Origin of the sequence: Nostoc sp., assembly GCF_036917535.1 — a bacterium.
Lineage (GTDB): Bacteria > Cyanobacteriota > Cyanobacteriia > Cyanobacteriales > Nostocaceae > Nostoc.
Genome location: NZ_JBALDA010000073.1, coordinates 1 through 25949 on the forward strand (window position 1 = coordinate 1; position 25949 = coordinate 25949).

Annotated in this window: 19 protein-coding genes; 15 read left to right on the top strand and 4 right to left on the bottom strand. The window is 40.1% G+C overall.

What is annotated here, in order from left to right; translation table 11 throughout:
* Positions 1 to 1122: 1122 nt before the first annotated feature.
* The 7 genes from V7K56_RS23385 to V7K56_RS23415 all read left to right on the top strand — a co-directional run bounded on the left by V7K56_RS23385 (position 1123) and on the right by V7K56_RS23415 (position 12284).
* Positions 1123 to 3828, top strand: coding sequence for an ELWxxDGT repeat protein (locus V7K56_RS23385; RefSeq protein ID WP_334914069.1), 2706 nt, complete (start codon positions 1123 to 1125; stop codon positions 3826 to 3828).
* 192 nt (positions 3829 to 4020) lie between these two features.
* The gene (locus V7K56_RS23390) at positions 4021 to 4623 is read left to right on the top strand and encodes a hypothetical protein (RefSeq protein WP_334914071.1); all 603 of its coding nucleotides are present in this window, start codon (positions 4021 to 4023) and stop codon (positions 4621 to 4623) included.
* 261 nt (positions 4624 to 4884) lie between these two features.
* Positions 4885 to 5478, top strand: coding sequence for a hypothetical protein (locus V7K56_RS23395; RefSeq protein ID WP_334914073.1), 594 nt, complete (start codon positions 4885 to 4887; stop codon positions 5476 to 5478).
* A 26-nt stretch (positions 5479 to 5504) separates the two neighbouring features.
* The gene (locus V7K56_RS23400; protein ID WP_334914075.1) at positions 5505 to 6443 is read left to right on the top strand and encodes a fimbrial biogenesis chaperone; all 939 of its coding nucleotides are present in this window, start codon (positions 5505 to 5507) and stop codon (positions 6441 to 6443) included.
* A 115-nt stretch (positions 6444 to 6558) separates the two neighbouring features.
* Positions 6559 to 9384, top strand: a complete 2826-nt coding sequence (locus tag V7K56_RS23405) for a carboxypeptidase regulatory-like domain-containing protein (protein WP_334914077.1) — start codon at positions 6559 to 6561, stop codon at positions 9382 to 9384.
* Positions 9385 to 9496: 112 nt separating this feature from the next.
* Complete coding sequence (gene ppk1, locus V7K56_RS23410; protein ID WP_334914079.1) at positions 9497 to 11668, top strand: polyphosphate kinase 1; 2172 nt, start codon at positions 9497 to 9499, stop codon at positions 11666 to 11668.
* Positions 11669 to 11867: 199 nt separating this feature from the next.
* Entirely contained in the window at positions 11868 to 12284 is a 417-nt protein-coding gene (locus tag V7K56_RS23415; RefSeq protein ID WP_334914081.1) for a response regulator, read from the top strand.
* 129 nt (positions 12285 to 12413) lie between these two features.
* Here V7K56_RS23415 and V7K56_RS23420 read toward each other — a convergent pair whose 3' ends face one another.
* Positions 12414 to 12587, bottom strand: a complete 174-nt coding sequence (locus V7K56_RS23420; RefSeq protein ID WP_094348556.1) for a hypothetical protein — start codon at positions 12585 to 12587, stop codon at positions 12414 to 12416.
* 847 nt (positions 12588 to 13434) lie between these two features.
* On the opposite strand from V7K56_RS23420, the gene V7K56_RS23425 reads away from it, so the two are divergent.
* Positions 13435 to 14004 carry a DUF2854 domain-containing protein gene (locus tag V7K56_RS23425; RefSeq protein ID WP_334914084.1) on the top strand — a complete coding sequence of 190 codons (570 nt, stop codon included), beginning with the start codon at positions 13435 to 13437 and terminating at the stop codon, positions 14002 to 14004.
* Positions 14005 to 14540: 536 nt separating this feature from the next.
* On the opposite strand, the gene V7K56_RS23430 is transcribed toward V7K56_RS23425, so the two are convergent.
* Positions 14541 to 14801: a chlororespiratory reduction protein 7 gene (locus V7K56_RS23430; RefSeq protein WP_334914086.1), complete on the bottom strand. Its 261-nt coding sequence runs from the start codon at positions 14799 to 14801 to the stop codon at positions 14541 to 14543.
* 461 nt (positions 14802 to 15262) lie between these two features.
* On the opposite strand from V7K56_RS23430, the gene V7K56_RS23435 reads away from it, so the two are divergent.
* Both V7K56_RS23435 and V7K56_RS23440 read left to right on the top strand, forming a co-directional pair.
* On the top strand, positions 15263 to 15463 hold the full coding sequence (locus V7K56_RS23435) for a hypothetical protein (RefSeq protein ID WP_334914088.1): 201 nt from the start codon (positions 15263 to 15265) through the stop codon (positions 15461 to 15463).
* Entirely contained in the window at positions 15451 to 16479 is a 1029-nt protein-coding gene (locus V7K56_RS23440; protein WP_334914090.1) for a PleD family two-component system response regulator, read from the top strand. The genes V7K56_RS23435 and V7K56_RS23440 overlap by 13 nt, the downstream gene beginning before the upstream one ends.
* Positions 16480 to 16556: 77 nt before the next feature.
* On the opposite strand, the gene V7K56_RS23445 is transcribed toward V7K56_RS23440, so the two are convergent.
* Entirely contained in the window at positions 16557 to 17762 is a 1206-nt protein-coding gene (locus V7K56_RS23445) for a histidine kinase (protein WP_334914092.1), read from the bottom strand.
* Between the two features lie 478 nt (positions 17763 to 18240).
* Here V7K56_RS23445 and V7K56_RS23450 point away from each other — a divergent pair, with 478 nt between their 5' ends.
* From V7K56_RS23450 to V7K56_RS23470, 5 genes are all read left to right on the top strand, one after another.
* Positions 18241 to 18492 (top strand): hypothetical protein, encoded by a 252-nt coding sequence (locus V7K56_RS23450; RefSeq protein ID WP_334914094.1) that lies wholly within the window; start codon positions 18241 to 18243, stop codon positions 18490 to 18492.
* Positions 18493 to 19079: 587 nt separating this feature from the next.
* Positions 19080 to 20477, top strand: a complete 1398-nt coding sequence (locus V7K56_RS23455; protein WP_334914096.1) for an S-layer homology domain-containing protein — start codon at positions 19080 to 19082, stop codon at positions 20475 to 20477.
* A 419-nt stretch (positions 20478 to 20896) separates the two neighbouring features.
* Positions 20897 to 21937: an SGNH/GDSL hydrolase family protein gene (locus tag V7K56_RS23460; RefSeq protein WP_334914098.1), complete on the top strand. Its 1041-nt coding sequence runs from the start codon at positions 20897 to 20899 to the stop codon at positions 21935 to 21937.
* Positions 21938 to 21950: 13 nt separating this feature from the next.
* The gene (locus V7K56_RS23465; RefSeq protein WP_334914104.1) at positions 21951 to 22994 is read left to right on the top strand and encodes a M42 family metallopeptidase; all 1044 of its coding nucleotides are present in this window, start codon (positions 21951 to 21953) and stop codon (positions 22992 to 22994) included.
* A gap of 228 nt (positions 22995 to 23222) precedes the next feature.
* Positions 23223 to 23603 (top strand): hypothetical protein, encoded by a 381-nt coding sequence (locus V7K56_RS23470; RefSeq protein WP_334914099.1) that lies wholly within the window; start codon positions 23223 to 23225, stop codon positions 23601 to 23603.
* Here V7K56_RS23470 and V7K56_RS23475 read toward each other — a convergent pair.
* A partial coding sequence (locus tag V7K56_RS23475; protein ID WP_334914102.1) for a CHAT domain-containing protein occupies positions 23600 to 25949 on the bottom strand: 2350 nt, incomplete at its 5' end. The two genes, V7K56_RS23470 and V7K56_RS23475, sit on opposite strands and share 4 nt — an antisense overlap.

The following is a 25949-nucleotide window of genomic DNA, read 5'->3' on the forward strand; positions in this document are numbered from 1 at the left end:
AATTTCAGCTATGCTCTCTAAGTATACAACTTTTATATAGTACTTAGGTACTATAATATTGCGATCACCCTGTGCCAGTTGCGTAAGTCCTGTAAAAAATAATCCATCCCTGAGTGAGCAGGGAAAGCTGGCATTGCCGGAGAAGAAGAATCTGATAGTCGTCTTGGATAGAGGAATTGAGTAATTTAATCTTTAGAGTTGCCAAAAATCTTGTACTTAAATGCGAAATTTATCTGCATCAGTATTAATTGGCTCAAATATCAGTGTAGACGCACAACGGCTGGTTATTAGACAGCGCTCCACTATATCCACTAGCATGTTTAAGGGTATCATCAATCTGTTTAATAGTGTACTGCGGACGTATAAATAAAGGCTACTGGCAAGCAGTAGTAGTAATATACCAGTAATAGTAGTATACCAAAGTACGAGACGGCGACGGTAGCTTGAAACATATTGCAATGCCGCGAAAAATACTTTGGTTAAGCGAGTTAGCAAAGAAGAAAACAGATATGGTATTGTTGATTACTTTCCTTGAAAATACTTTTAATCAGGATAGAACTGAAAAATTTTTATACTAAAATTATTTTTATAAATAATTTAGTTTTTTAACAATTAGCCTAAATAAATTAAGTACTTTTACGCAGGCATCATCTTTTACCTAAGAGTTAAATTCTATTTGCAATAAAGTTTGAAAGAGAAATGCAAAAGAAGATTAAAAATTTCATAGCGGGACTTAAACATTTTTGAGGAATAAATAAGCCTCAAACCCTTGCGGGGTAAAGGAAATACACTAAATGCCCGAAAACGCCTGAAACCCAGATATATCAACAAACCAAGTAAAACGATGTTAAAACCCGTTGAGATATACGTTTGAGGCTATTTTATCGGTGTTTTTTGCCTAATTCCCAATAGCAACAGCTATTTTGTAGATGAATCTATAAAGTTGTTACAAAAATTATAAGTTGTTAGAAAAAATGAGCAACTTGATATTTGCAAGAACTTCCTGATCTGGTACTTAAAATTGGTGCTCGATTAACAGTAATAAACTTATTTTGCATTGCTATGAATAATTTGTAGTAGCCAGTATATGTGCTTGAGCTTTACAGAAAATAATAAATAACTATGGCAACTTATTCAGGATTCCCTGATCCAGGAAGTACGACAGCTACGGCTTTAGATACAACATCTTCATCTTATATTGGTGGTTCTCTCACTAGCACCGCCAGCATATTTCAAAATTCTCTTAGTAGCTCTGATACCTTTGATACTTATAAATTTACTATTAGTAGTTCCAGTATTGTTACTTTAGGCTTGGATGGTTTGAGCAATAACGCCGATTTAAAATTGCTCAATAGTTCTGGCACTTCTATTTATAACTCTGCTAAGTCAGGTACTACCCCAGAATCAATACGTGCTAACTTAGCTGGTGGCACTTACTATGCTCAAGTTTACTCAAACAGTTTTGGTGGGAGTAATACAAACTACAATCTCAGTCTCTCATCTGAAACCATCTTAGAAAGTTACCGCTCTGATAATACATTTACAAGCCCATTCGATATTGGTACAATCAGCAGTTATAATACCACTGATTTTGTAGGTAGTACTGGTGCAGTTGTAGATGATAATGACTATTACAAATTTCAATTAAATAACAACGGGAATCTCAGCATTAACCTAAATAACTTAGGGGATAATGCCGATGTATACTTACTTAGCTCTTCAGGGACAATTCTTGGCAGTTCTCTTCAATCTGGCACTGCTTCAGAGTCTATCAGCACCAATGTTAATCAGGGAACAACATACTACATTCGTGTAGTTCAGGGAACATCAGGTTTTACTAACTATAATTTGCAGATTTCGCTGGTTTCAGACCCAGTAGATAATGCGGGTAATACTTTAGGAGCTGCTCGCAATATTAATCCATTAACTACTAACAGCTACTCAGATTTTGTTAATTCATCTGACAATAAAGATTATTATCGCTTTGATTTAACTTCTGCTGCTCTAATTAACTTTACCTTAGCACCAGCAACAGGAAATGCAGATTTACAACTACTAGATATTAACGGTAATAATATTCAAAGTTCCAATCAATCTGGAACTGCTATTGATACCATTCGGCGCAGCTTGAATGCAGGTACTTATTACGCTCTCGTTACTCCTGCTACAGGGGTAGCGACAAACTACACTCTTAGTACTTCTGCTCAAGCCATAGCAGCAGATCAAGCTCCTAATTTCTTATCTACAGCGAAAGATATTGGTACTTTAAATAGTTCCCAAACTTTCAGCGATTTTGTGGGTAATATTGACACTGTTGATTACTACACTTTCAAGTCTAATACCAATAGTGGATTCAATCTCACCCTCAGTGGCTTGATTGACAATGCTGATGTGCAACTGTTGGATAGCAACGCTAGTGTAATTCAAACATCCGCTCAATCAGGGAATACGAATGAAACTATAAACGCCAATTTGGGGGTTGGAACTTATTACATTCGCGTTTACACCTCTGGTTCTGCCAACACTTACTACACCTTAGACTTGTCTGGGTATCCTCAAGCCAGGATGCTTGATCTCAACTCCGGTTCTGGTAGTTCCAACCCCAGCAATTTGACAGTAGCAAGTAATATTTTGTACTTTACTGCCAACAATGGTAGTACTGGCTCTCAATTGTGGAAGAGTGATGGTACTGTAGCTAATACTACCCGCCTGACTAATATTAATTCTGGCAATTTTAACCCAGCTAATCTGACTGTCTTCAACAACAAGCTTTACTTCAGTGCTAATGATGGAGTCAAAGGTAGAGAACTTTGGGTATACGATGGCACTCAAGCCCAAATAGTTAGTGATATTAATCCTAATTCTGGCAGTTCTAACCCTACTAATCTTACTGTTGTTGGTAATAAACTCTTCTTTATTGCTGATGATGGCACGCATGGTCAGGAATTATGGGAATATGACGGCACAACATCTCTGCTTGTTAAAGATATCTACTCTGGTGTCAATAGTTCTAAACCATCGAATCTCACCAATGTCAATGGTCAGCTGTTCTTCACAGCCAATAACCCCACTTATGGGACTGAGCTTTGGTCAAGTGATGGGACTCAAAACGGAACACAAGTTATTGACATCAGGACAGGAACACTTAGCTCATCGCCAAACAGCCTGACTTCTATAGGCAGTACCCTCTACTTTACTGCCAACAATGGTACGAGCGGATTTGAAGTCTGGAAGTATCAAGCTGGAGCAGCTAGTTTGGTTAAAGATGCCACACCTGGTAACAACAGCGTACCACCAGAGTACTTAACTGCTGTTGGCAATACCTTGTACTTTGTCAAATATAACAATAACTTTCAGCCAGAACTTTGGAAAAGTGACGGCACAGTTAACGGCACTGTAAGAGTTAAGAATGACACTACACAAGCACCAAATATTGGTACTGGCCCTACCGATTTGACTGCCGTTGGTAATACCTTATACTTCGTGACTTATGGCTCAACAAGTGGTCTCGAACTCTGGAAAACAGATGGTACTGATAACAACACAGTACTAGTTAAAGATATTTGGGCTGGTAACGATTCTAATAACCAGCCTAATAATAGTGTTCCTACTAGTCTCGTCAATCTCAATAGCACTCTGTATTTTGCGGCTTCTGATGGTAGCAGCAGGGAAGTGTGGAGCAGCGACGGCACAGTTTCTGGTACGCGGAGATTTAGCAATATTTACACTACAGGAATTGCTAACCCCGCCAAGCTCACTGTCGTTGGTACGCGGCTGTTCTTCACTGCTACGAACGGGACTAACGGCACAGAATTGTGGGTGATTTAACAAGGAGGTGATTTGTAAGACAACAGCCATAAAACAATGTGTAAACCAAGATTAATAAACAGTAAATTTACTGGAATTTTATTTCTTGGATATCAACCACAAATCAAATTTGTTTGCTTAACGAGATATTGAGATTGCCTCAAGCTCAAATTAAATTCACACAGACACAATATTACGGAGAAATTTTTCATCATGAAGACCAGATTTTTAGTAGTTTTCGCTGCTACATCAGCCTTTGTTAGCATCTTGAATAATCTGATTTGTGCACCTGCAAATGCTCAAGTTGCTGCTACAAATAACGTTGCTGTTACTCTTACAGTTCCCGAAGTTCTCTACTTGCGGACTGTCAGCCAAATTGATTTAGACCTTACAACCGCAGACTTATCTGCACAGACATTCACTGCAAATGGAAGTGGATCTTACGGTAGCGATAAAAGTGGTACAGCAAATTCAACCACCAGTGGACTTAATACTACCTCTCCATTCAATACTAATGGCACAGATCTCACAGTGACTAAGACAATACCTCAAGTGTTTGCAGTTTGGTCTAACAGCCCTCGTGGCCAGGGCATTTCTGTCAGCGTAGCACCTGGAACTACTACCCTCACAGGTGCTAGCGGTGCGACAGCAAGCCTGACCGGTGGTTCTGCTAATCCAAACTCTGCTAGTGTCCCTGGCTTAGTTACTCCTTTCGTTGGTGGCGTTAATTTATCCGTAGACGTGCCTGGAAATGGCATTGCTCAAGCAGGCTCATATACTGGTGCAGATATTAACATCACGGCTACAGCTAACTAATTGGTATTGCTGTTTGAGGGATAACAGGTATTGGAATTGGCATTTTGATTACACTTTTATCCCTTTATTCAGCAATTTTAGTTAATCAGGGCTAAGGTTCTTAGATTAATCATATCAATAGATTTTTCATCTACCCTTAGCCTTACCTAATATTTAACAAGATTTACACAGTGTTTACTCTAATTATCGTGGATTGGGGTTGAACTCTGCATCAGTAAATTTAATTTGATGTCTTTTAAGGATGGTGGAGATTGATGCCAAATGCCAGATAAATGTAAACAGGGTGACAGCAATCTAGTAACACGAAAGAAGCTATGGACTGAAATTATTAATTGCTTTTTTATAAGCATAACACTTTTAGTATCGCCACAGCCTCCTTCTTTAGGGCAGTCTTTCTTGAGAATTGCTGAACCTACAAATATTAATCAGTTATCTACTCCTCAAATACTCGTTATTCCTCCTTTATCAGCATCAGACATTGTACCTGTAGCTAAAAGTGAGTCTGTCGCCAATCCACAACAATTGCTATCTCCTTTGGGCTTTAATACCTTTATCAGCCGTGATTTTCCCAACTTCTGGCAAATGCGCGTGCCTATAGACCAAGTGGGTTTTCTCTATGCCACCTATGAAATGAAGGCTGAAAATGGACGCAACAATGCAGTCAGTAATCCTCAGAGTTCTAATTCAGCAGTTCAAGTAGTGGTAGAACCATTACCCATCATCGAAATTTCCCGCGATCAAAATAGCAACACAGCTTTAATGCAAGGGGGATTTCGATTGAAAATGGATCTTTCAACAGCCCAGTCAGCAGGTTTATATGGTGGCAATGTGGCAGTAACAGTTAATCGACGTTAGTTTTTTTAGTGATGTGAAATATGAAAGTGAAAAACACAATCCCAACTTTACAAAAATTCAGCAAAATAGCTTTAAGTTTACTAGGAGCTTTGGCTATAAGTATACCTTCTGCTTCAGCGATTAATATTGGTGTCACTCCACCTCGATTGGAAGTCAAAATTAATAGTAATAAGACACGCACTGAAACTATTCGCGTTCTTAACCTTGCTTCTGAACCAGTTACGCTGAAAGCCACTGTCAAATCTTGGGCAATGAATGAAGATAATAAAGCCCAAGACATTGCTTCTAATGAGCAATCTTTAGATCAGTGGATAGTTTTTACACCCTCTCAATTTACAATTCCACCTGGGGGCGCTCAAACCATACGCTTTGCTATTCGTCCTAAAGTTCAACCCCAACCAGGTGAACACCGTGCTGTACTTTATCTCCAAGAGGTTTCCCCAGTTTCCCCGATCAAATCATCTCAAGGAGTGAGGGTAAATGCACAGCTAGGGGTAGTAATTTATGGTTATGTGGGAGAGATTAAAAAAATTGGTGTCCTCAATTCTATTACTGTCGATGCCAAACCGAATGCTCTTAAGGCTGTATTTGATATTACTAACAAAGGTAATGCTTATGTACGCCTAAGTGGTCAGTATGCTATTTGGCCTGCTGCTCAATATCCAGGTATTGAAGCTACTAAACCCATAGCTAATACAGGTAAACCGGGAGAAAAATTACCAAAATCTGTATTAGATGTAGGCTCATTACCATCATTACCAGTATTACCTAATAATACTCGTCAACTCCACCTACCTATTACTAAAACTCTACCCCCTGGAAACTACGTCTTGGATATCAATGGGGAATTGAGTGGTGTACCAATTGATAAAGGTATTCCATTCACAGTTACGGCAGCTAATAATAACCAGTCTGGAAATAAGCCAGGTGGTAAAAATCTGATCAATTCTCTTCACCGTAAATAGATTTTGCAGCTTCCAAAGCTCAAATTCTTAAAGTAAATTAATTGTCACTTTTCTAGGAATGATTTGGTAGCCAAAAAAGTTTTTTGGCTACTTATAGAAACTTTTGTGCTCAAATATGCTCTACCATAATCCAACACCTCCCGCAACAGTCGCGATCGCACAGCCCACGAATTTCTCTTCTGCAAAGCTACTAGATGCCAATACTAAGAACACAAACAACATAAACAAGATCGTTGCAGCAGCGATCGCCCCACCAGAAACCCTACCTGCTGAATTTTCTCTATATAAAACACCTGAAAGCTCTGTCAATAAACAACTTGTTAAAAAGCTAATTGCCCAAACCACAAAAAATTCAGCTTTTGGTGAGTCGCCCACAAAGTCAACAGACCCAGTAGTAAAAAATTATCCTGTATCCAATAATTTTGCCGAAAATAAAGCTGTAGATACACAAAAATTATTATTGGGAATAATTATTAATGACCAAGAAGTTGGTAATTTAGATATTATACAACAGGGAAACATTTTATTAATTCCATTACTTGATTTTGCAAAAGTTGCTGGCTTTACTGTTGAAAACTCTGGTGACAATACAAAACTTAAAACGCCTGCTGGTCAAGTTATATTGACATCGAATGAACTTCAGAAAATCAACACCATTACTTATATTAGTGATGCAGTTTTAAAATCAAAACTAGCGACAACTATTGAGTTAAAAGCCTCAGATGCAGCTTTAATAGTTGACTTGCCTTGGCGAAGAAATAATGGGCAATATAGCACTCAGGCTGCTGATCTCCAACCTGAAGCTTTACCTCCTAGCAGTGGTTTATCAAACTTAAGGCAAGAGTTAAATTTTACTAATACTTTTGGAAATTCAGGCTGGCACAGTTCTACTCTTTTTGGAGGACGTTTAGCTGGCGGTTCGTGGCGTATACGTCTCGAGAACGATTTTATTAACCAGCCGGAGATTGCTGAATACTTTTTCTTTAAACGCTCAAATCAATTTCTCTATCAGATTGGTCGTCAACAAATCGGCTTACATCCCTTATTGTCACATATTGATCTGACTGGATTCCAAGTTGGTCATACCAATCTCCCCTTAAATAGATTTAATGCTAATGCAAGCTATGGTGCAACTGAACTTTTATCCAGACAATCCCAGCCTGTACAAAGCTTTAACGGTCGAGTTGCTCCAGCAAGTTTTGTACAGTTAAGAGTTGGTGGAGTTATAGTTGCTCAACAGCAAGTAGGACTGAGTGGAGAATACGAATTTGTAGATGTCAATTTACCTGCTGGTCAAACCAATGACATTCAATTGTTAGTTTTTGATCGTAATAACCTAAATATACCTAGAGAAATTCGTACTTTAAGACTGAGAGCTTCTGATTTATTATTACCATCTGGCGGAAGCACCCAACTAGCAGGTTTTGGTTTAAGTGGTAACTATATTCAGAGAAGTTTATTTGATGATTTTGTTAACGCTGACTCAGGTAAGCTTGCTGGATTTTTTCAAGCGCGTCAGGGAATTTCCAATGACTTGACTGTGGAAAGTTCAGTGCAAGTACTTTCTGATAGAACACAAACACAAGCAGGTTTTATTTGGCGATTAATAAATCCAGTAATTATAGCTGCTAGTGTTGGCACTTCTAGCGGTGAATTTGGCTATACAGCTAACTTAGATTTCCAGTTAGATCGCTTGCAAATTTTCGGCAATTCTGAGTTATATCCTGCTGGTTATTTATATAGTACTCAATCGCGCGATCGCTATAACCATAGTATAGAAGCTAAGTATACTTTTAGTAATACTTTGACTCTGGGAGTCGTAGCCCGTAATCGGCAATATGAGAAGAGTTCAACCAGTTACATTTTGCCCACTTTTTCATTCAGTCCATTTTCTAACTTATCTTTAAGAGGCGCGCCTGATTTTAACGGACGTTATTTATTCAATGCTTATTATCGACCAACACAGAATAGCAGTCTGGCTTTAAGCGCTGTTAGTGATATCTATACAACAGACTTTAGCTATAATCTAAGTAGAGAATATTTACTATCATTCGAAACTGAATCTGGCGGTGACTTGCCTACTCGTTACACTGTAACTCTCAATCGTAATGCCAGTAACTTCTCAAACTTAAGTTGGCGCATCGGACTAGGATATAGAGATGGAGATATTGGCCCAGTGATTGGTGCTAGTATGCGTGTGTTACCAGGTTTGTTCGCTAGAGTTGAATATCAGGGCATCCCTTCTAGGATTAAAAACATTTTTGGTGGTATCGGTGACGATCGCCTGTTTATCTCATTAGTATCAGATTTATCTTTTATAGGTGGGCGAATGACTCCTTCGGAGTATACCTCTATTGGTAAAGATAAGGGTGCGATCGCTGGACGAATTGTCATAGAAGGAGCAAAGAAAGGTTTTAATTTAAGTGAATCTACTATCCAAGTAATTAATAAACAAGGTCAAAGCGTCGGTGGAACTGTAACTGACTCTCAAGGTAATTTCTTCGTAGGTAATTTGCCAGAAGGTGTATATGTAGTTCAATTTGACCCACAAGGATTACCTGTGGAACTTTCTGTAAAGAAAAGTACGATCGTCGCTAAGGTGGAAAGCTCTGCTGTTACTAAGTTAGATTTCCCTGTCAGAGTAGAATATGGTTTAGCAGGAAGAATTACAGATGCCGCAGGTAAGCCAATACCAGGAATAGAGGTAGAAGTCATCAATGCTGAGGGTAAAAGAATTTCTTCATCTGCAAGTGACGAATTTGGTCTTTATCGTCTAGATGCAGTTCCGCTTGGTAAGTATACATTGCGAATCCCGCCTCAAGATGGCATCACAAATAACAGTAACTTGCCCACACGCGAGATCACGATTGACAAAGATTTCCTCTACGACCAAAATCTGCAATTGCCGTTTGCCACAACAAAGGAAACTAAGGATAAATGAAGTTCCCTTTTCCTACTCCGAGAAAAGCTGCTTCGCATCTATGCCCCATTTAACTTACTATATTTATTGTCCCCCAGTTAAATGGGCTACTTCTGCCTGCCTTTAGGTCATTATGGCAAAATCTAAGAAAAGCGCTACCCCCATCAATCTCAGCGATCCACAATATTATCTTAACCGGGAGTTAAGCTGGTTAGAATTTAATGCCAGAGTATTACATGAAGCCTGTGACGATCGCACCCCACTTCTGGAACGTCTTAAGTTTTTGGGAATATTTAACTCTAATTTAGATGAGTTTTTCATGGTGCGCGTTGCTGGCTTAAAGCAACAAGTAGAGGCAAAAGTTAGCCTGTTAACTCCCGATGGTCGCACACCACAACAACAGCTAGATGATATTCGGTCTACCCTCACTCCCCACTTTCAGAAACAGCATCAACATTTTGAGGAAGTACTTCGTCCTCTACTAGTAAGTCATGGCATTTATATTCTGAATTACATAGATTTGAATCAAAAGCAACGGACTCATCTTAACAGCTATTTTGAGGAACAAATCTTTCCAGTTTTGACTCCTCTGGCTGTTGATCCTAGTCATCCCTTTCCTTTTATTTCTAATCTCAGTCTAAATCTGGCAGTTGTCGTCAAAAACCCAGATACTGAAGAAGAATTCTTTGCCAGAATCAAAGTCCCTAGTGTTCTACCACGATTTTTACCGATACCGCCTGAGTTGGCAGATCAGAACAGCGAAAAATCTGCCCATTGGACTGGAGTACCTTTAGAACAAGCGATCGCTCATAACTTGGAATCTCTATTTCCAGGGATGAATATTCAAGAATATCATCCGTTCCGCATTACTCGTGATGCCGATTTGGTCTTAGAAGAAGATGAAGCAGATGATTTGTTGTTAGCGATCGAACAGGAATTGCGAAAACGGCGGCTGGGTGGTAGTCCAGTCCGGCTAGAAATTCAATCCCAGACTCCTGAAATAGTGCGATCGCGATTATTGCATGATTTGGAATTAACAGAAAGTGATGTTTACGAGGTTGATGGTCTTTTGGGTCTGCGGGATTTGATGTCTTTTATGGCCTTGCCACTGCCGGAACTCAAAGATCCACCACGCCAATCTGTTGTACCGTTACGCTTGCAAAGGCTCAGAGAACCGAGTTTAGACCCAGATACGCTAGAGACGGACGAAGGAAAAGACTTTTTTGCTGTAATTCGGGAAAAGGATTTACTAGTACACCATCCCTATCAATCCTTTTCGGCTACAGTGGTGCGCTTTATCACTCATGCCACCTACGATCCGAATGTGTTAGCCATCAAGATGACCCTTTACCGGACTTCTGGTGACTCGCCCATCGTCAACGCCTTAATTGCTGCTGCTGAAAATGGCAAGCAGGTATCTGTGCTGGTGGAATTAAAGGCGCGATTTGATGAGGAGAATAATATTTACTGGGCAAAACGACTAGAAAGAGTTGGAGTTCATGTCGTCTATGGTTTAGTCGGGCTAAAAACCCATAGTAAAACCGTGATGGTGGTACGGCGCGAAAAAGACCGGATACGTCGCTACGTGCATATTGGGACTGGTAACTATAACTCTAAAACAGCACGATTGTATACAGATTTGGGATTGTTTAGTTGCCGTGACGAATTGGGTGCTGACATCACAGATTTATTTAATTTCTTAACAGGATATTCCCTACAAAAATCTTATCGAGAGTTGCTGGTTGCGCCTGTGAATATGCGCGATCGCTTTTTAGCACTAATTCGTCGCGAAATTGAAAATGTTCAAAATGGATTTTCTGGACGGATTGTCGCCAAAATGAATGCCCTAGTCGATCCAGAAATTATCGGCACTTTATATGAAGCTTCCCGCGCCGGAGTGGAAATCGACTTAATTGTTAGGGGTGTTTGTTGTTTACGTCCAGGAATTAAAGACATTAGTGAAAACATTCGCATTATCAGTATTGTCGGTCGCTTTTTAGAACACTCTCGGATTTATTATTTTCATAACAACACACAGGAGGAAATCTATATCGGCAGTGCTGATTGGATGCGCCGCAACCTGGATCGCCGAGTCGAAGTAATTACCCCAGTAAAAGACCCAGATATTGCTAAAGATTTGCAAGAAATTATGGGAATTATGCTCGCAGATAATCGCCAAGCTTGGGAATTACAAGCTGATGGGACTTACATTCAACGGCGTCCTTATGATGATTCTCCAGAAGCTAATTCGCAAAAAATTCTCATGAACATGGCATTACGCTCAACTGGTATAGTCCCAACCTGATTGATTAAAAAATAAGTTCTTATACTTGACAACTAACTCAACTTAGTTTTTTTGGAAAAATTGAATTTTTTGAACAGTTGTCTAAGTTGTTTATCATCATAAATTCACACAAGTTATTCAACCATAGGATAGAGTTAGTGCTGGCACATGTTTTCATAAACTAGAGAGGTTATTCTAAATAAATTTGTCTTTCCCCTCAATGTTAATGTTATCGTGCGAGCTTTCTACCTTGCGTGTTTTAGTAGTTGATGACCACGAATTGACTCGCTTAACCTTACAGTTGGTTTTTTCTTGCCAAGAAAATATTCAAGTAGTAGGTTTAGCCAGTAATGGTGAAGAAGCTATAGAAATGGTTAAACGTTGCCATCCTGACGTAATTGTTCTAGATTTACAGATGCCAGTCATGGATGGGTGGAGTGCGTCTAGTCACATTAAAGCGATTTCTCCAAATACTCAGATACTTGCTTACTCATCAGTGGAAGATGTAAATTTTGACGGTACAAAGGCAATGTCTAGCTTTGACGACGTTTGCAAGAAAGATGTACCGACAAGCGAACTTATTGCCTTAGTTAGGCAACTGGGTCAACGTGCCGGAGATAGTTCAGTGGCAGGATAAATGATGCAGTGATTATTGCTTCGCCAACTCAGGCTTAGTTCAATTCTGGGGATTTGAAGACATGACACTACTGAATAACGTCGATCTAGCCTGGAGTTGAGGTTAAACCGACGTAATTTTTGATAAATTTTACTCTACCGGAATGGTACGTGTAAATTCATCAATTAGTTCATCCAGTTCTTCCAAAGCCTGATTTACGTCAATTCTCAAAGTTCCCAAGTTTGGTTGCTCCAGTAAGCTTAATAGGTAATCGCGTTTACTTTGAACTGCCACAATTCGTTCTTTTATAGTTTGTAGATCCATTATTATTTTCCTATCTTTAACTACCTTTAAATTTAAAGTTAACTCAAAATCTAATATTCTGGGACACTATACGCCCTTAGTAGTCAACTTAGAGTCACTTGCCTTTCCTAGAAGATGCTGCGCGAATGTAGACTAAGGAAAAATTGAGTATTTGAAAATCATAAAGACAAAGGTGGGTAAAATCTCGTTTAAACGAAGCCAGTACTTTGGGCGACAATGCCTGACCGAAAACGCTTTAGTATACAAGCCCCTGAATTTACAGCGTTTTGCAATTACATGAGCTACACTCCTTTTCAACCCTCCCCTTAGCAAAGGCTACGGTGTACACATAAGTCTGAAAATAGCTCAAGAAGACAGGTTTTACCCCACCCTAACCCTAACGCCACATGCTTCAAGTCGGCGGAGCCGCCCAACGCAGTGGCTCCCCCTTGTGAAGGGGAGGGAACCGGAAATCTCATTTCCCCCCAATACATCGGGGGGATTAAGGGGGGTAATTTGACTTGTGTATACACCGTAGCTTAGCAAAGGAGGGTGCGCGATAACGCGGGTGGGGTATTTTTGTACCTCACAAAGTTAAAATCTGCTGTATTTATGGGGATCATTAATTTTGAATTTTGAATTTTGAATTTTGAATTTTGAATTCGGAGCGTAGCGACGTGACTTGTTCGCTCTTGGTGTGTTCCCTTCCGGCTCTTTAGCAACTGGCGTGCGGTTTCTAACCGCCTTAATATGGCAATTTAGGGTTAGTTGAATACTAGCGCTTGGGGACGATGTTCTTTCCTAATTTGTTGCTCATAGCCGATGATAATAAAACTAAGGTATTCAGACTTTATACTAATTTAAGCTCATGCTACGCCAAATCTCTTTAGGAACACTCGGTCTAACTATCGGTAGCATATTAACCATCATTGGCTTTGTCGCCTATGCTGATAATAATGCCACACTCAATCTTGTCGGATTTTTTTACGGGATTCCTCTATTATTGGGAGGGCTGGCACTAAAAGCTAATGAACTTAAGCCAGTACCATTTACCCAAACTACGTCACCGTCAGCATTGATACTGCGCCAGCAGCAAGCAACTGATACGCAAAATAAAATTCGCAAAGACATCACCCGATATTGCTACGGTCAAGATGCTCATCTAGATACAACACTTTCTTTTCTGGGCTTGAGTCCTACTGACCAGGAACGGCCAACAGTCACAGGGTTACGAGAAACAGAAGTTAATGGGAGCTATGCCCTAATTTTAGAATTTGATTCACCACTAATACCAATTGATGTGTGGCAAAAAAAGCATGAAAAAATGACCAATTATTTTGGACCTGGATTGGAAATTCAAATAACGCAGCCATCTGAAAATACAATTGAGCTAGCGCTAATCAATACTCAAAAAGAATCACTAGTCAGTAGTCAATAGTCAAGAGCAAAAATTATCCTTACCCAAACTTCATTCCTTTATGACTTGTTGTTACCCATATTTTTACAACAGTCAACATAATTAATAATTCATAATTAAAATTAGTGGTAGCTCCTGTACCTCCATTCTTTTGTTTAACACTAAATTTTTGATAAGTGTGTGGCCTACTGTACAGTTGTCTTTAACTATGAATTATGAATTAGTAATTAGGGCTTGCTGAATAAAGCGAAAACTCTGATAAATCAATAGATTCAGAAGGGTAAAAAGTGAATAAGGTTCCAGAAAAAAGGCTAGATATATCTAAAAATCAATCACTTTTTCAGATTAGAGAGATTGAAAAGCAGTTTTTAATTCTCCTCCTCCTGCCTCCTGCCTCCACAAAAAGACTTTTTCAGCAAACCCTAATTATTCTTTTTGGAATTCCCTTAACCATGATTTACATCCCCGACTTCTTCAAGAAGTCGGGAATCTGAGCAGCAACTTTTACTTAAAATCTTAAAGTTTTTTGGACTTCTCTTAAGCACTTATCCAAAAACTTACTTTTCTAAACGAACTGCGTACCACTGTAAATATTGCCCAGGGCTAATATCTAATTTGCAGCTAGTGTCAAGTAAATATTGTGCTTGAGCTTCCACAGTATCAAATTTTTGCAAGTCAGGCGGCAAATCTTGAATTAAGAGTTGTTGAAGAGTTGTTTTGAGCTTTTCTAATAACTCTGATAGTGTCATAAATTGTTCTGGTTGATTTGTTTCGAGAACAACAAAATTATCCTGCTGATACATTAATGAGTCTGGCATTTTAAAGATTTAGCGAATGTCAATAGGTTTGATAGCACTCATTCGTTTAAAACAGAATTGAGTATGATCTGCAAAACTGTAGTTCTGAAGGATTTATGGCTAGAACGAGATTGTTATAGAGTCGCTTGAAAATAAAGCTTTAAACTAAGTTTAATCTCAATCTTATGTAATTATACTAAATCTCACCAAGCCTTGTTGAAAAGACTCAAGAAATTTCAGTCAGGCGATATTAGTATTTAGTATTAACTATCTTCTGATGGTACTTTGGCAATTGCCTTGCTCTGGATCGCTAGGTTTCTCAACTAACTACACAACTAAAGAATAAGGTGTGTATTTGTAATTTTCAAAAAAATCGTAATTTGACTTTAACAATAGGGAAATATAAAAGTAACACTTCCTCCCATAATCATCGCTGAACAAAAAGCTAGCAATTGCCTTCATGTTCCAATTACAGATTGTCTATGCAACTTATTTATCTACCGCTTGCTTGGCCCAACAACATTGAGCAGTCTATTTTCAAAAAACAGTTGATTGTGAAGCCAGACACACCTTTGCCGCAAATCCTGGCATTGATGAAAACAGCGATCGCCCCCATGCGATCAAGTTGCACAGACTTTTTCAGGATAGTCTTGCAAGTGGAAGGCAACTCATGTCAGGCATAAACCCATCTTCTGTTCATACTAAGCAACAGCCACTGATTCTAGTGGCTGATGATGACAAAGATATCCGAGTATTCTTGCGTAAATTTATGGAGCAAGAAGATTATCGAGTGGTCGAGGTCAATGATGGTAAGCAATGTTTAGATGCTTACCAAACTATCAAACCGGATATAGTTTTGCTAGATGCTCTAATGCCTGTGATGGATGGCTTTACCTGCTGTAGGCACTTGCGCCAGATTGCTAAGAATAATTTAAAATCAGCTGTTGCAACCTTTGATACTGACTTGGATATTAACAATACTGTGATCTCTCAGATGTGGGAGCGCACTCCCATATTGATGATCACATGCTTGCACGATGAAGAATCCGTAAACCATGCTTTTAAAGTAGGGGCAACTGATTATGTCACTAAGCCAATTCATTGGCCTGTATTACGCCAGCGGTTGCACGGACTGCTAAAGCAAGCGCAAGTATACAAACAATTAGAGGCAGCACACCAAGCTTTGCATCACCTTGCCAATGTAGATGGCTTAACTGAGTTGGCTAATCGTCGCCGCTTTGACGATTATCTCAATACTCAGTGGATTAATCTCGCACAAGAAGAATCTCCCTTGTCAATGATTTTGTGTGATATCGACTTTTTTAAATTTTATAATGATAAATATGGCCATCCGGCAGGGGATGTATGTTTACAAAAGGTGGGTGCTGTCTTAAGTCTTAAGGCACAAAAACATCAGGATTTAGTAGCGCGTTATGGTGGCGAAGAATTTGCTGTGATTATGCCATACACTCCTGCATCTGGCGCACTTCACGTTGCCGCCACGATCCAAGCGGGAATCAAAGATTTGCAAATTATTCATGACGATTCTGCGGTGAGTCAGCACGTCACTCTCAGTATGGGCGTGGCAACTGTTGTCCCGACTTGGGAATCTTCACCTTCAGAGTTGATCGTGCTGGCAGATAAAGCACTCTACCAAGCAAAAGCCGGAGGACGCGATCGCTTTGTCTCAAGTTCTTAATTGTCATTTGTCATTTGTCATTTGTCATTTGTCATTAAGTGTTGCTAGTTTTTTTACCAATGCCCCATACCCAATACCTAAGAAGGATAAACTGGCAGTGTGAAGTGAAACCATGCTCCGTTATTGGGCGCAGAATCCACCCAAATTTGGCCATAATGTGCCAGAACGATGCGTTGGCATAAACAAAGGCCAATGCCGTAACCTTCTGTACCTTCATCCCGTTGCAGGCGAAAGTGGTTTTCAAAGATGCGATCGCGATTCTCTACAGGAATACCAGGCCCAGTATCGCCAATACTAAACTGAACTTTTTGGGTAGTGCGGTGCAATCCGGCGATGCTAATCTTGCCACCTTCTGGGGTGTATTTGATGGCATTATCCAACAGATTTACTAGCACTTGTCGGATGCGTTCTGGGTCAGCATATACATAAGGTAAGTCATTGGGAATATCTGTTTCGACCTTTTGGAATTTAGCGGTGTAGCGATCGCACAATTCTTCTAGTACATCTAAGCACAGTTTACCTAGCTGTACCTTTTGTGGTAATATAGGAAATTCTCTATCTTTGCCACGACCTACCTGCAAAAGGTCGGCAATCATCCGATCAATAATCTTAGTTTGATTACGGGCTTGTTTTAATAGATGCGCCGTCAAGGATGGTTTGAGGCGCTGAAATTGGCCTGTTTCTAAATTGTAATTGGATTGGAGAGTTTCGATGGCGATCGCGGCGGCAGTTAGGGGATTGCGGAGATCGTGTGCCAGCATAGCGATCACCCGATCTTTAAACTGTAGCTGCTCTTGGAGGTTATCTTTTTCCTGTTTTAAGCGAAAAATTTCGTCTGAGAGTCGAATAAGTTCGGCAGAAACAGCAACTGAACGGATAGTGGATTTGGGTGATGTCACCCTAGCATTATCGTCTATCCGTTCTTGTAAGTCTTCCTGTAATTTCAAATAGGCGTCTACAGCGGCTTGCCAACGAGGCCACCAGTTTTTCAATTGCGCTATGATATTACTCCCAGCCAAAACCTGTCGTGGTTCCGGGTGAATTTTGATTAAAGCTGGCGTTGCTACCAATTTAAAGTGTTCTGCTAAGTAAGGTTGTTGACCAACATCAATAGTTTGAAGTTCAAAACTATACTCAGCCTGCAATTCTTTTAAGTAAGCACGTATTCGCTGCACCTGTTGACGGGACTTGGGGCGTCCATCAACAAACAGTAACAGCTGGAGTGGTGCTTCAGAATAAATAGGCTGATCCTGGGAAACTTGCATGTAATCGTGTTTCAGCACTGGTAACAAGCCGGTGACGCTTTACAGAGAGTAAATTAAGAACTGACGGTTGTCGATGGTCATTGTTTTTTCTTGTTAATATCTATTTTAGATTTTCATACTCCTATCCGATGTGCGTTTTTGACATCAGACATACCTTTTTCAGCCTTTTACTCCCTTTTGGTTAACTTTATCTCCAAAAAACACCCAAGCTCCTTGAATATAAGTCTTAATTTACCCTGAATCAAAAATTTTCCCAGAGCCAGCAGGTGAAAGGTTTAATACTATGTCAAATCGGTTAGTGCAGATCCATGTTAATTTGGGTACTCGCTTTGAGCAAGCGATCGCCCAAGAAAACACAGATACTTATTGTATATAATATATCAGGAAGCTGTTAACTGTTCAGACCAAGTTTGTAGAGGGTTTTCTCAACCGCCAGTGCATGCTTTACCTATACCCCAGTCGCCAAGAATAACGAACTTACGCTAAGTTCCTGGAATTGTTTAACACTGGCATTTTCCAGATATTGCCTTACTCACCTTACCATCGTCAGATGAATAATTTCCAAAATCGATTGTCAGCCCGTGTTAGTGAACTCGATCTATTCCCCTCTTTGGATGAGGCTAAGGGGAGCTTTATTCCTAGTTTATCACTTCAGTTGCTTGGCGATCGCATTACAATTAGTGCATCTGGAAGTAGATTCAAGCTTTTGCTAGCTAGTTATCAATCAGCTATCTGCTCTAAAACTTGAATGTTTAGATAACTCTCTAAAAAATTGGTTCACAATATAGTATTGATCGGTTTGTAGTCAGTGGCTCTAGTCCTCATCTAAATCCTAAAGTCCTTGTTACGAACTCCAACTCATAAAACTCTTATCTAGCAATGATTTCAGGTTTATTTATGTTTTTTACCAAAAATGTTAGTTTTCCAAAATTTTAGGGAACTCTATAAATAAGCATAGGAATTATCAAAACCTAATGGCTGTAAAACGAAGACAATACGGTAGCTTTTGCTACCGTTTACTCATTTTTGGAGATATCACCAACATAGACATTTACGAAGAAGACGTAGTGAGTCGGTAGTGTCTTTTGGTGATATATATAGTCAGAAAAGAGTAGGGGAGACGAGGGGATAACAAAGAATTATTGAACAAGTCTTTCTTTGAAGTTCTGATGCCTACGGCGGGCTGCGCCAACGCCAAAAGCCGGCGCTCAGACTTCTCTCCTTGTCTCCCCCCTCTGACTTGTCTACCTTGTCTCTTCTCTTCTCCATTCTCCATTCCCATTTAATGGACAGTCTACGCTAGGGTAGGAATTGAAACTCAATTTGTGATTTCCTGTGCTTTTCTGTAAACGTCCAGCTGTATTTCTAATTTGGGCTGTTCTACTCACTTCGTTAACAGCCTGTGCTAATAGTCCAGTCGCCAAAAACCTTGAAGAATCTTTGGCGGCAGATCCGAAACTGCAAAGCGATAGAGTTGTCTTTGGAGAATCTCAAGGTAATCAACCGCAAGCACAGCAAAATGAATCAGCAGTTCAGTTACCAGCTGATTTTCCTAAAGACATACCCTTATATTCCAATGCCAAACTACAGGAAGTTACACCTGCTAGTGGCTCAGAAAACAAAATCTCAACTCGTTGGTTAAGTTCTGACCCCAGTAATTTTATTGCTAGCTTTTATCGCAGTCAGTTTCAAACAAATAACTGGCAGATTTTACAACAGCCGACAGATGATGCCGGAGGATCTTTTGAGGCACGTCGCCACGATTTGCTGTTGAAGGTTTCCATTCAGCCCAAATCAGTTACTAACGCCACACCTAATCAACCCCAAACAGCCACTGAATTACTGATTGATTACGTACCGAATAGTACTGCAACGCCACAACCTACCTCAACTACAAATCCTAACGAAACTACTAACGCTGTTCCCCAACCGGGAAATTCACAGTTCATTGGCCCAATACTACCCACAAACTTGGCAGCACAGCCACCAAGTACAACTAATAACCAAACAATCCCTACAGCCACGACAAATAAATCTCAAGTATTTAACGATCTGAATAAGGTATCGCCAGAATTGCGGCAACATATCGAAGACTTGGCTGCATTAGGTGTTTTATCTACAGAAGCAAACACAACTAAGAGCAACTCTACTAACACAACTAACCAGTTTGAACCCGGTAAAATCGTTACACATCGAGAATACGCTCGTTGGCTAATTGCTGCTAACAATGCTGTATATGCCAAGAATCCGGCTAAACAAATTCGCTTAGCATCAGAAAGCACTCAACCAGCTTTTAGTGATGTGTCGGCAAAAGATCCTGATTTTCCAGCAATTCAGGGATTAGCCGAAGCTGGGTTAATTCCCAGTCCTTTATCTGGAGATTCTACAGTCGTTTTATTTCGTCCTGATGCACCTCTAACGCGGGAACAGTTGCTCTTGTGGAAATTACCCTTAGATACTCGCCAAGCTTTACCTTCTGCTAACTTAGATGCGGTTAAACAAACCTGGGGTTTCCAAGACGCGGCAAAAATTGACTCTAAGGCTTTAAGAGCAGTGCTGTCAGATTACCAGAATGGCGAACAATCGAATATTCGGCGGGTATTTGGTTATACGACTCTGTTTCAACCCAAAAAACCAGTAACTCGTGCTGAGGCTGCTACGGCTTTGTGGTATTTCGGCAGTCAGGGTGAGGGTGTATCGGCTACTGAAGCTTTGAAATTAAAGCAAAGTTAAAGCTATGTCTACGATGGTCTACCTAATTTAGTTGCAGTTAGTCTCTGTGGCATAAAAGTGGCCAATTTCGCCCTTGAATATACAAATTTCGCGATTTCTTTGTAATGTACCTATTTTTATCAAGAAAATGTAAATTTAAGTATTTTAAGAGTTTTTACCTGTGTTTGATGAATTTTTGAGGCATAGTTAAGTAAAACAACGTAAATTAACTAAATAGATGTACTTAGTTTTGAATTATAGCAGGAGGCAGAAGGCAGAGGGCAGGAGGCAGGAGGTAAAACTATTGCTAACTCTAGCATTCACCTTTTCAAAATGTCCTAACCTGTGTGACTACGGCTATATTTTAAAAGACTAAGTTGTTAAACTATCGCCTTTTCATTGCTTTTAAACAAATTAAAAAAACTACAGGTAAAACAAATATGAAAAAGCAAGCTGTAGCAGCAGGATTTGTTCTATTTTCTTTCATGTTGCCGACTAAAGCCTCGGCCCTGAGTTTTGATCGGCTTTATGTATTTGGTGATAGTCTTTCCGATACAGGCAATATATACAATGCTAGCGGGAAAACATACCCTCAAAGCCCACCTTACTTTGATGGACGTTTTTCCGATGGGCGGCTTTGGGTAGATTATCTTGGAGAGCAGCTAGGTTTAAAACCTACTTTATTAACTACTATTCCTTCCACACCTCCTACCCAAGGGATAAACTTTGCTTTCGGTGGTGCTAGTTCTGGTTTAGATAACGCTGTCCTTCCCAATCAAAATTTACCGGGAGTACTCAAACAAGTTCTTGGTTTCGCTGGAACTCTGCAAGCAAATAATCAAACCGCTGACCCAAATGCACTTTATACATTGTGGGGAGGTGCGAATGACTTCTTTTTTCTTGACTCTAAAGACTCAACCACGCCAATCAATAATATATCCCTGGCGTTGAATACTCTGGTAGGAATCGGCGCAAAAAATATTTTGGTGTTTAACTTGCCAGATTTGGGAAAACTACCAGCAGCTAAAATCGATGGTCGCGACTCTGCAACCCTTAGCAAATCGAGTAGTGAGTTTAACTTGGGTTTAGCAACAACTGTGAGTGCTTTGAGCCAAAACCCAAATCTCAACATTATCTCTATTGATATTTATTCTTTATTTAATCAGGCAAGTGCATTAGGTTTTACGAATGTAACCGAGTCTTGTCTATCTAGGCTAGATATATGTAACCCAGGTAATAACAAGTTTCTCGTCTGGGACGGTTTTCACCCAACAACTGCTGCTCATAAGGTGATAGCAGACACTGCATTAGCGGCGATTGAGGCTAAGTCTGTTCCTGAACCTGCGATTAACTTGGGGATTTTAGCCCTTGGTGCTTTTGGTGCGGTAGGAGTGCTGAAGCGTCAACAAAAAAGGTCAGCATTGATGACAGCAGACCGGGTTTTTGATGCACAATTGTCTCATACAACAGTTGAAAACTAAACTAACTGTATTGATGTCGAATTACGATCGCTTATTTGAAATTATTGAAGAATTAATCATGCACCATTCCCCTAGTGGTGCAGAAGCTGAGATTAATCAGTTGTTAATGCAACGATTTGCGGCGCTGGGTGTGGAAGTCTGGTGCGATCGCGCTGATAATATTATTGCCAAGATTCCCGGAAAAAATCCAGACCGAGCGATCGCGATCACGGGACACAAAGACGAAATTGGCGCAATTGTCAAGAGTATTGGTAATGAAGGTCGTGTGGAAGTCCGCAAGCTTGGCGGTTCTTTTCCGTGGGTTTATGGCGAAGGCGTTGTCGATTTACTGGGAGATAACGAAACCATTAGCGGTATTCTCAGCTTTGGTTCCCGCCACGTTTCCCACGAATCGCCCCAAAAAGTGCAGCAGGAAGATACTACTGTGAAGTGGGAAAATGCCTGGATTGAAACGAAGCTGACATCTGCTCAATTAGAAGCAGCTGGTATTCGACCTGGAACTAGAATGGTGGTTGGCAAACATCGCAAGCGTCCAATTCGGTTAAAGGATCATATTGCTGGTTACACTTTAGATAACAAAGCTTCTGTGGCGATTTTGCTAGCTTTGGCTGAAAATCTCAAACAGCCAGTAGTCGATGTTTATTTAGTAGCGTCGGCGAAAGAAGAAGTAGGAGCAATTGGGGCGCTATTTTTCACCCAAAATCAGCGTTTGGATGCGTTGATTGCTTTAGAAATTTGTCCGTTATCTGAGGAATATCCGCTTAAAGATGGCGAAAGTCCTGTACTTTTATCTCAAGATGCCTATGGAATGTATGATGAGGGGTTAAATGGACAACTGCGCCAATCTGCCAAGCAAATTGATATACCAGTGCAGCTAACGATACTAAGTCAGTTTGGTAGTGATGCTTCGATTGCAATGAAATTTGGTCATGTTGGGCGTGCTGCGTGTTTGGCGTTTCCGACACAAAATACCCACGGTTATGAAATTACTCATTTAGGAGCGATCGCTAATTGTATTGATTTGTTAAAAGCTTTCTGCGAAACTGAATTTAACTGATAGTTTGAGGTTTTGACTCGAACGAGCGATCGCATATCAACCTAAAATTGCGTGAATTTTTCTGGTTGTCGAAAATGGGCGATCGCACAGCAAAATTGTCCTTACTGTTGATATCGTATGAGGGGCGTAGGCGTAGCCTGTCCCAGACATCGCCATATCTTTAGATTAGGGATTAGATGTATAATCACCGAATGCTTCATATATTTATTGACTGGTTAAAACTATTAAATGATTACCATTACACCAGAGGAAATTACTCAGTTTCGCAGTCAGTTGGCGGATAGTCCAGAGGCTTTAGCAGCTTTGGATGCCATAGAAGAGTGTAAAGGAAATCTGGAAGCAGCAGCACAGTTAATTGCTGTTGAGACAACCGATACAGAAGTCAGCTTGAGAGGAGATTCAAATTATTTAGACAATTTAGCCCAAAAACTCAGCAAAATCATCTGTCAGAAAGAGTTTGACGACTTGATGACGGAAGTATTGACAGCAGCGATCGCCACTCTAGCAGCAAGTGGTAATATTCCCGTAGCCCTGGCAACTCCAGTGGTAATTTATGTTGCCAAAATTGGGAAGAAGCAATTTTGTGAAACTGCCAAACCTGAATCCTAAAGCCCTGTAGCTGTAAATCCTGCCCAGTAAAATGGTGCTGCAAAAGGGTGGGGTTTACGTTTACAGGTTCTTTTTAATATCGCTCTTGCTACTGGATGCTTTTCTTCTGGGAGTTGAGCAAAAATTTCTTCTATTTGTGGCTGATATTGACTTAATAATGCTTCAAATTTCTCGGTTGTTAAATTTCGCAGCCACTGCTGCGCTTGATTGAGTGCTATAGAGACACTATTTATTGTTTGCAGGTTTTCATAAAATTTCATCATCAAAAACGCTGTAGATAAATCGCTGACAGTCCACAAACTACTGACTACAGCTTTACTCCCAGCTAATAGAAAACCGCTAGGTAAACCAATGTATTCGTCACTGATATTTTTAAAATCAATCAATCCAGTTTCGCAAGCGGAAAGGGTGACGAGGCGACATTTTTCTAATTTGAGACTGAATATTCTATCTAAAGTTAGGCATTTTTCTAAATCGTGGGTTTCTCTTGCTCGTAAATTCAGGTAACGTTCGGAGTCGGGTTTTGTTGGTGTGTCTGCGATAGGCGCATCTGCCAAAATTAGGGCTGATTTACCGGGATTTGTTAAGTTAAAATACCCGTGGCAGCTAAAGTGGGCGCAATGGTAAATATTTAAGTCGGAATTATCGATTGCTGTGAGTGTCGCTGCTGTTTTTTTCAGGACGTTGGCAGGCTTAAAGTGGCTTTGAATAACTTGTACTTCTAAATCTGTATAGTTTAAATCGCCTGTGGGGTTTTGAATCGCAAACAGGGATTGAAAATCAGGGCGTTGTCGCTGTTGTACCTGTTGCAGTAGTTGACAACTGGGTGCATAGCTCACACCACCAGCAAATAAATCCAGAAGACAAGACGAATTTTTAGAATTTTGATTTACTGGTAGTGCATGAAAGGGGAACAAATGCAGGAATCGATGGGGAATTAGGATAAGTTTATCGAAGTGCTTTGGTATCTGGGTTAGTATTTCATCAATATGCAGAATCAAAGCTAATTCTTCGAGTGCTTCCCCTAAGTTATTTCGCCATTGGTCTTTTTGACCGTAGTAATTCTGCAAATATTGATTTACCCAATCATACAAAGCTTCTTGGTCTTCTGATTGGGATTGCCAAACAGTTAGCTCTCCTTGTTTTGTGACAATAAACGCCAGAATTTTATCGTTGAGAATATACCACTCAATAATGGCTGTATGCTCATCCAAAGAACCTTGGAAGGAGTCGAATTTGAAACCATAACCAATAGGTAAGTATTGGTTTTGCAATTCATTACGCTGCTTTCGCAAATTTTGTAGATGTTGTGCAAGGACTTTAGGATTTTCAGCTTTGCCATTTTGGATTTGATATTGTCCTACGGCTATTTCATCCCTATATGTTTCTAATTGAGTGAATACTTCTGGAGGGAAGATGGTTTTAGAGTCACGTTTAAGAATTTGTTCAACTAAATTGCGGGTTTTACTACGTTCAACATATTCAATTGCTTTTGTGATATAACCTAATTCCGGTGTGATATAAGAGAACTCCAGGCAAACTTCTACCATGCTGCGATAAAGTTGGTTCCATTCTTCTGCTTGTTTGCGCCTAGCTTCTTCGCCAGAATCAATTTCAAGCCGCAAAGCTTCCACTGTTTCTATTGCTGCAACAAAGGTATTATAAGCTGAGTCAAACTGGTTTTCGTCTTGGTATAACCTGCCGAGATTTAACAAAGTTGTTGCATGGTATTGAGGAAAGGCGCTCTTGGTTCTAACTTCGAGTGCTTGATTAAAAGCAGCGATGGCTAATTCAATATTCTCGGCTCGTTCTCCTAATATTCTGTTACCGTAAGCAGTGCCCAGATTATTTTGCGTCATTGCCCAATTTACTGGAAAGGCGCTCTTGGTTCTAACTTCGAGTGCTTGATTATAAGCAGCGATGGCTAATTCAATATTCTCGGCTCGTTCTCCTAATATTCTGTCACAGTAAGCATTCCCCAGATTATTTTGCGTCATTGCCCAATTTACTGGAAAGGCGCTCTTGGTATATACTTCGAGTGCTTGATTATAAGCAGCGATGGCTAATTTAATATTCTCGGCTCGTTCTCCTAATATTCTGTCACGGTAAGCATTCCCCAAATTATTTTGCGTTGTTGCCCAATTTACTGGAAAGGCGCTCAAGGTTCTAACTTCGAGTGCTTGATTAAAAGCAGCAATGGCTAATTCAATATTCTCGGCTCGTTCTCCTAATATTCTGTCACGGTAAGCATTCCCCAGATTATTTTGCGTTGTTGCCCAATTTACTGGAAAGGCGCTCTTGGTATATACTTCGAGTGCTTGATTAAAAGCAGCGATGGCTAATTCA

Coding starts and splice junctions, on each gene's coding strand:
- V7K56_RS23385 (WP_334914069.1), top strand. CDS start 1,123: ATGGCAACTTATTCAGGATTCCCTGATCCAGGAAGTACGACAGCTACG.
- V7K56_RS23390 (WP_334914071.1), top strand. CDS start 4,021: ATGAAGACCAGATTTTTAGTAGTTTTCGCTGCTACATCAGCCTTTGTT.
- V7K56_RS23395 (WP_334914073.1), top strand. CDS start 4,885: ATGCCAGATAAATGTAAACAGGGTGACAGCAATCTAGTAACACGAAAG.
- V7K56_RS23405 (WP_334914077.1), top strand. CDS start 6,559: ATGCTCTACCATAATCCAACACCTCCCGCAACAGTCGCGATCGCACAG.
- ppk1 (WP_334914079.1), top strand. CDS start 9,497: ATGGCAAAATCTAAGAAAAGCGCTACCCCCATCAATCTCAGCGATCCA.
- V7K56_RS23415 (WP_334914081.1), top strand. CDS start 11,868: ATGTTAATGTTATCGTGCGAGCTTTCTACCTTGCGTGTTTTAGTAGTT.
- V7K56_RS23420 (WP_094348556.1), bottom strand. CDS start 12,587: ATGGATCTACAAACTATAAAAGAACGAATTGTGGCAGTTCAAAGTAAA.
- V7K56_RS23425 (WP_334914084.1), top strand. CDS start 13,435: ATGCTACGCCAAATCTCTTTAGGAACACTCGGTCTAACTATCGGTAGC.
- V7K56_RS23430 (WP_334914086.1), bottom strand. CDS start 14,801: ATGCCAGACTCATTAATGTATCAGCAGGATAATTTTGTTGTTCTCGAA.
- V7K56_RS23435 (WP_334914088.1), top strand. CDS start 15,263: ATGCAACTTATTTATCTACCGCTTGCTTGGCCCAACAACATTGAGCAG.
- V7K56_RS23440 (WP_334914090.1), top strand. CDS start 15,451: ATGTCAGGCATAAACCCATCTTCTGTTCATACTAAGCAACAGCCACTG.
- V7K56_RS23460 (WP_334914098.1), top strand. CDS start 20,897: ATGAAAAAGCAAGCTGTAGCAGCAGGATTTGTTCTATTTTCTTTCATG.
- V7K56_RS23465 (WP_334914104.1), top strand. CDS start 21,951: ATGTCGAATTACGATCGCTTATTTGAAATTATTGAAGAATTAATCATG.
- V7K56_RS23470 (WP_334914099.1), top strand. CDS start 23,223: ATGATTACCATTACACCAGAGGAAATTACTCAGTTTCGCAGTCAGTTG.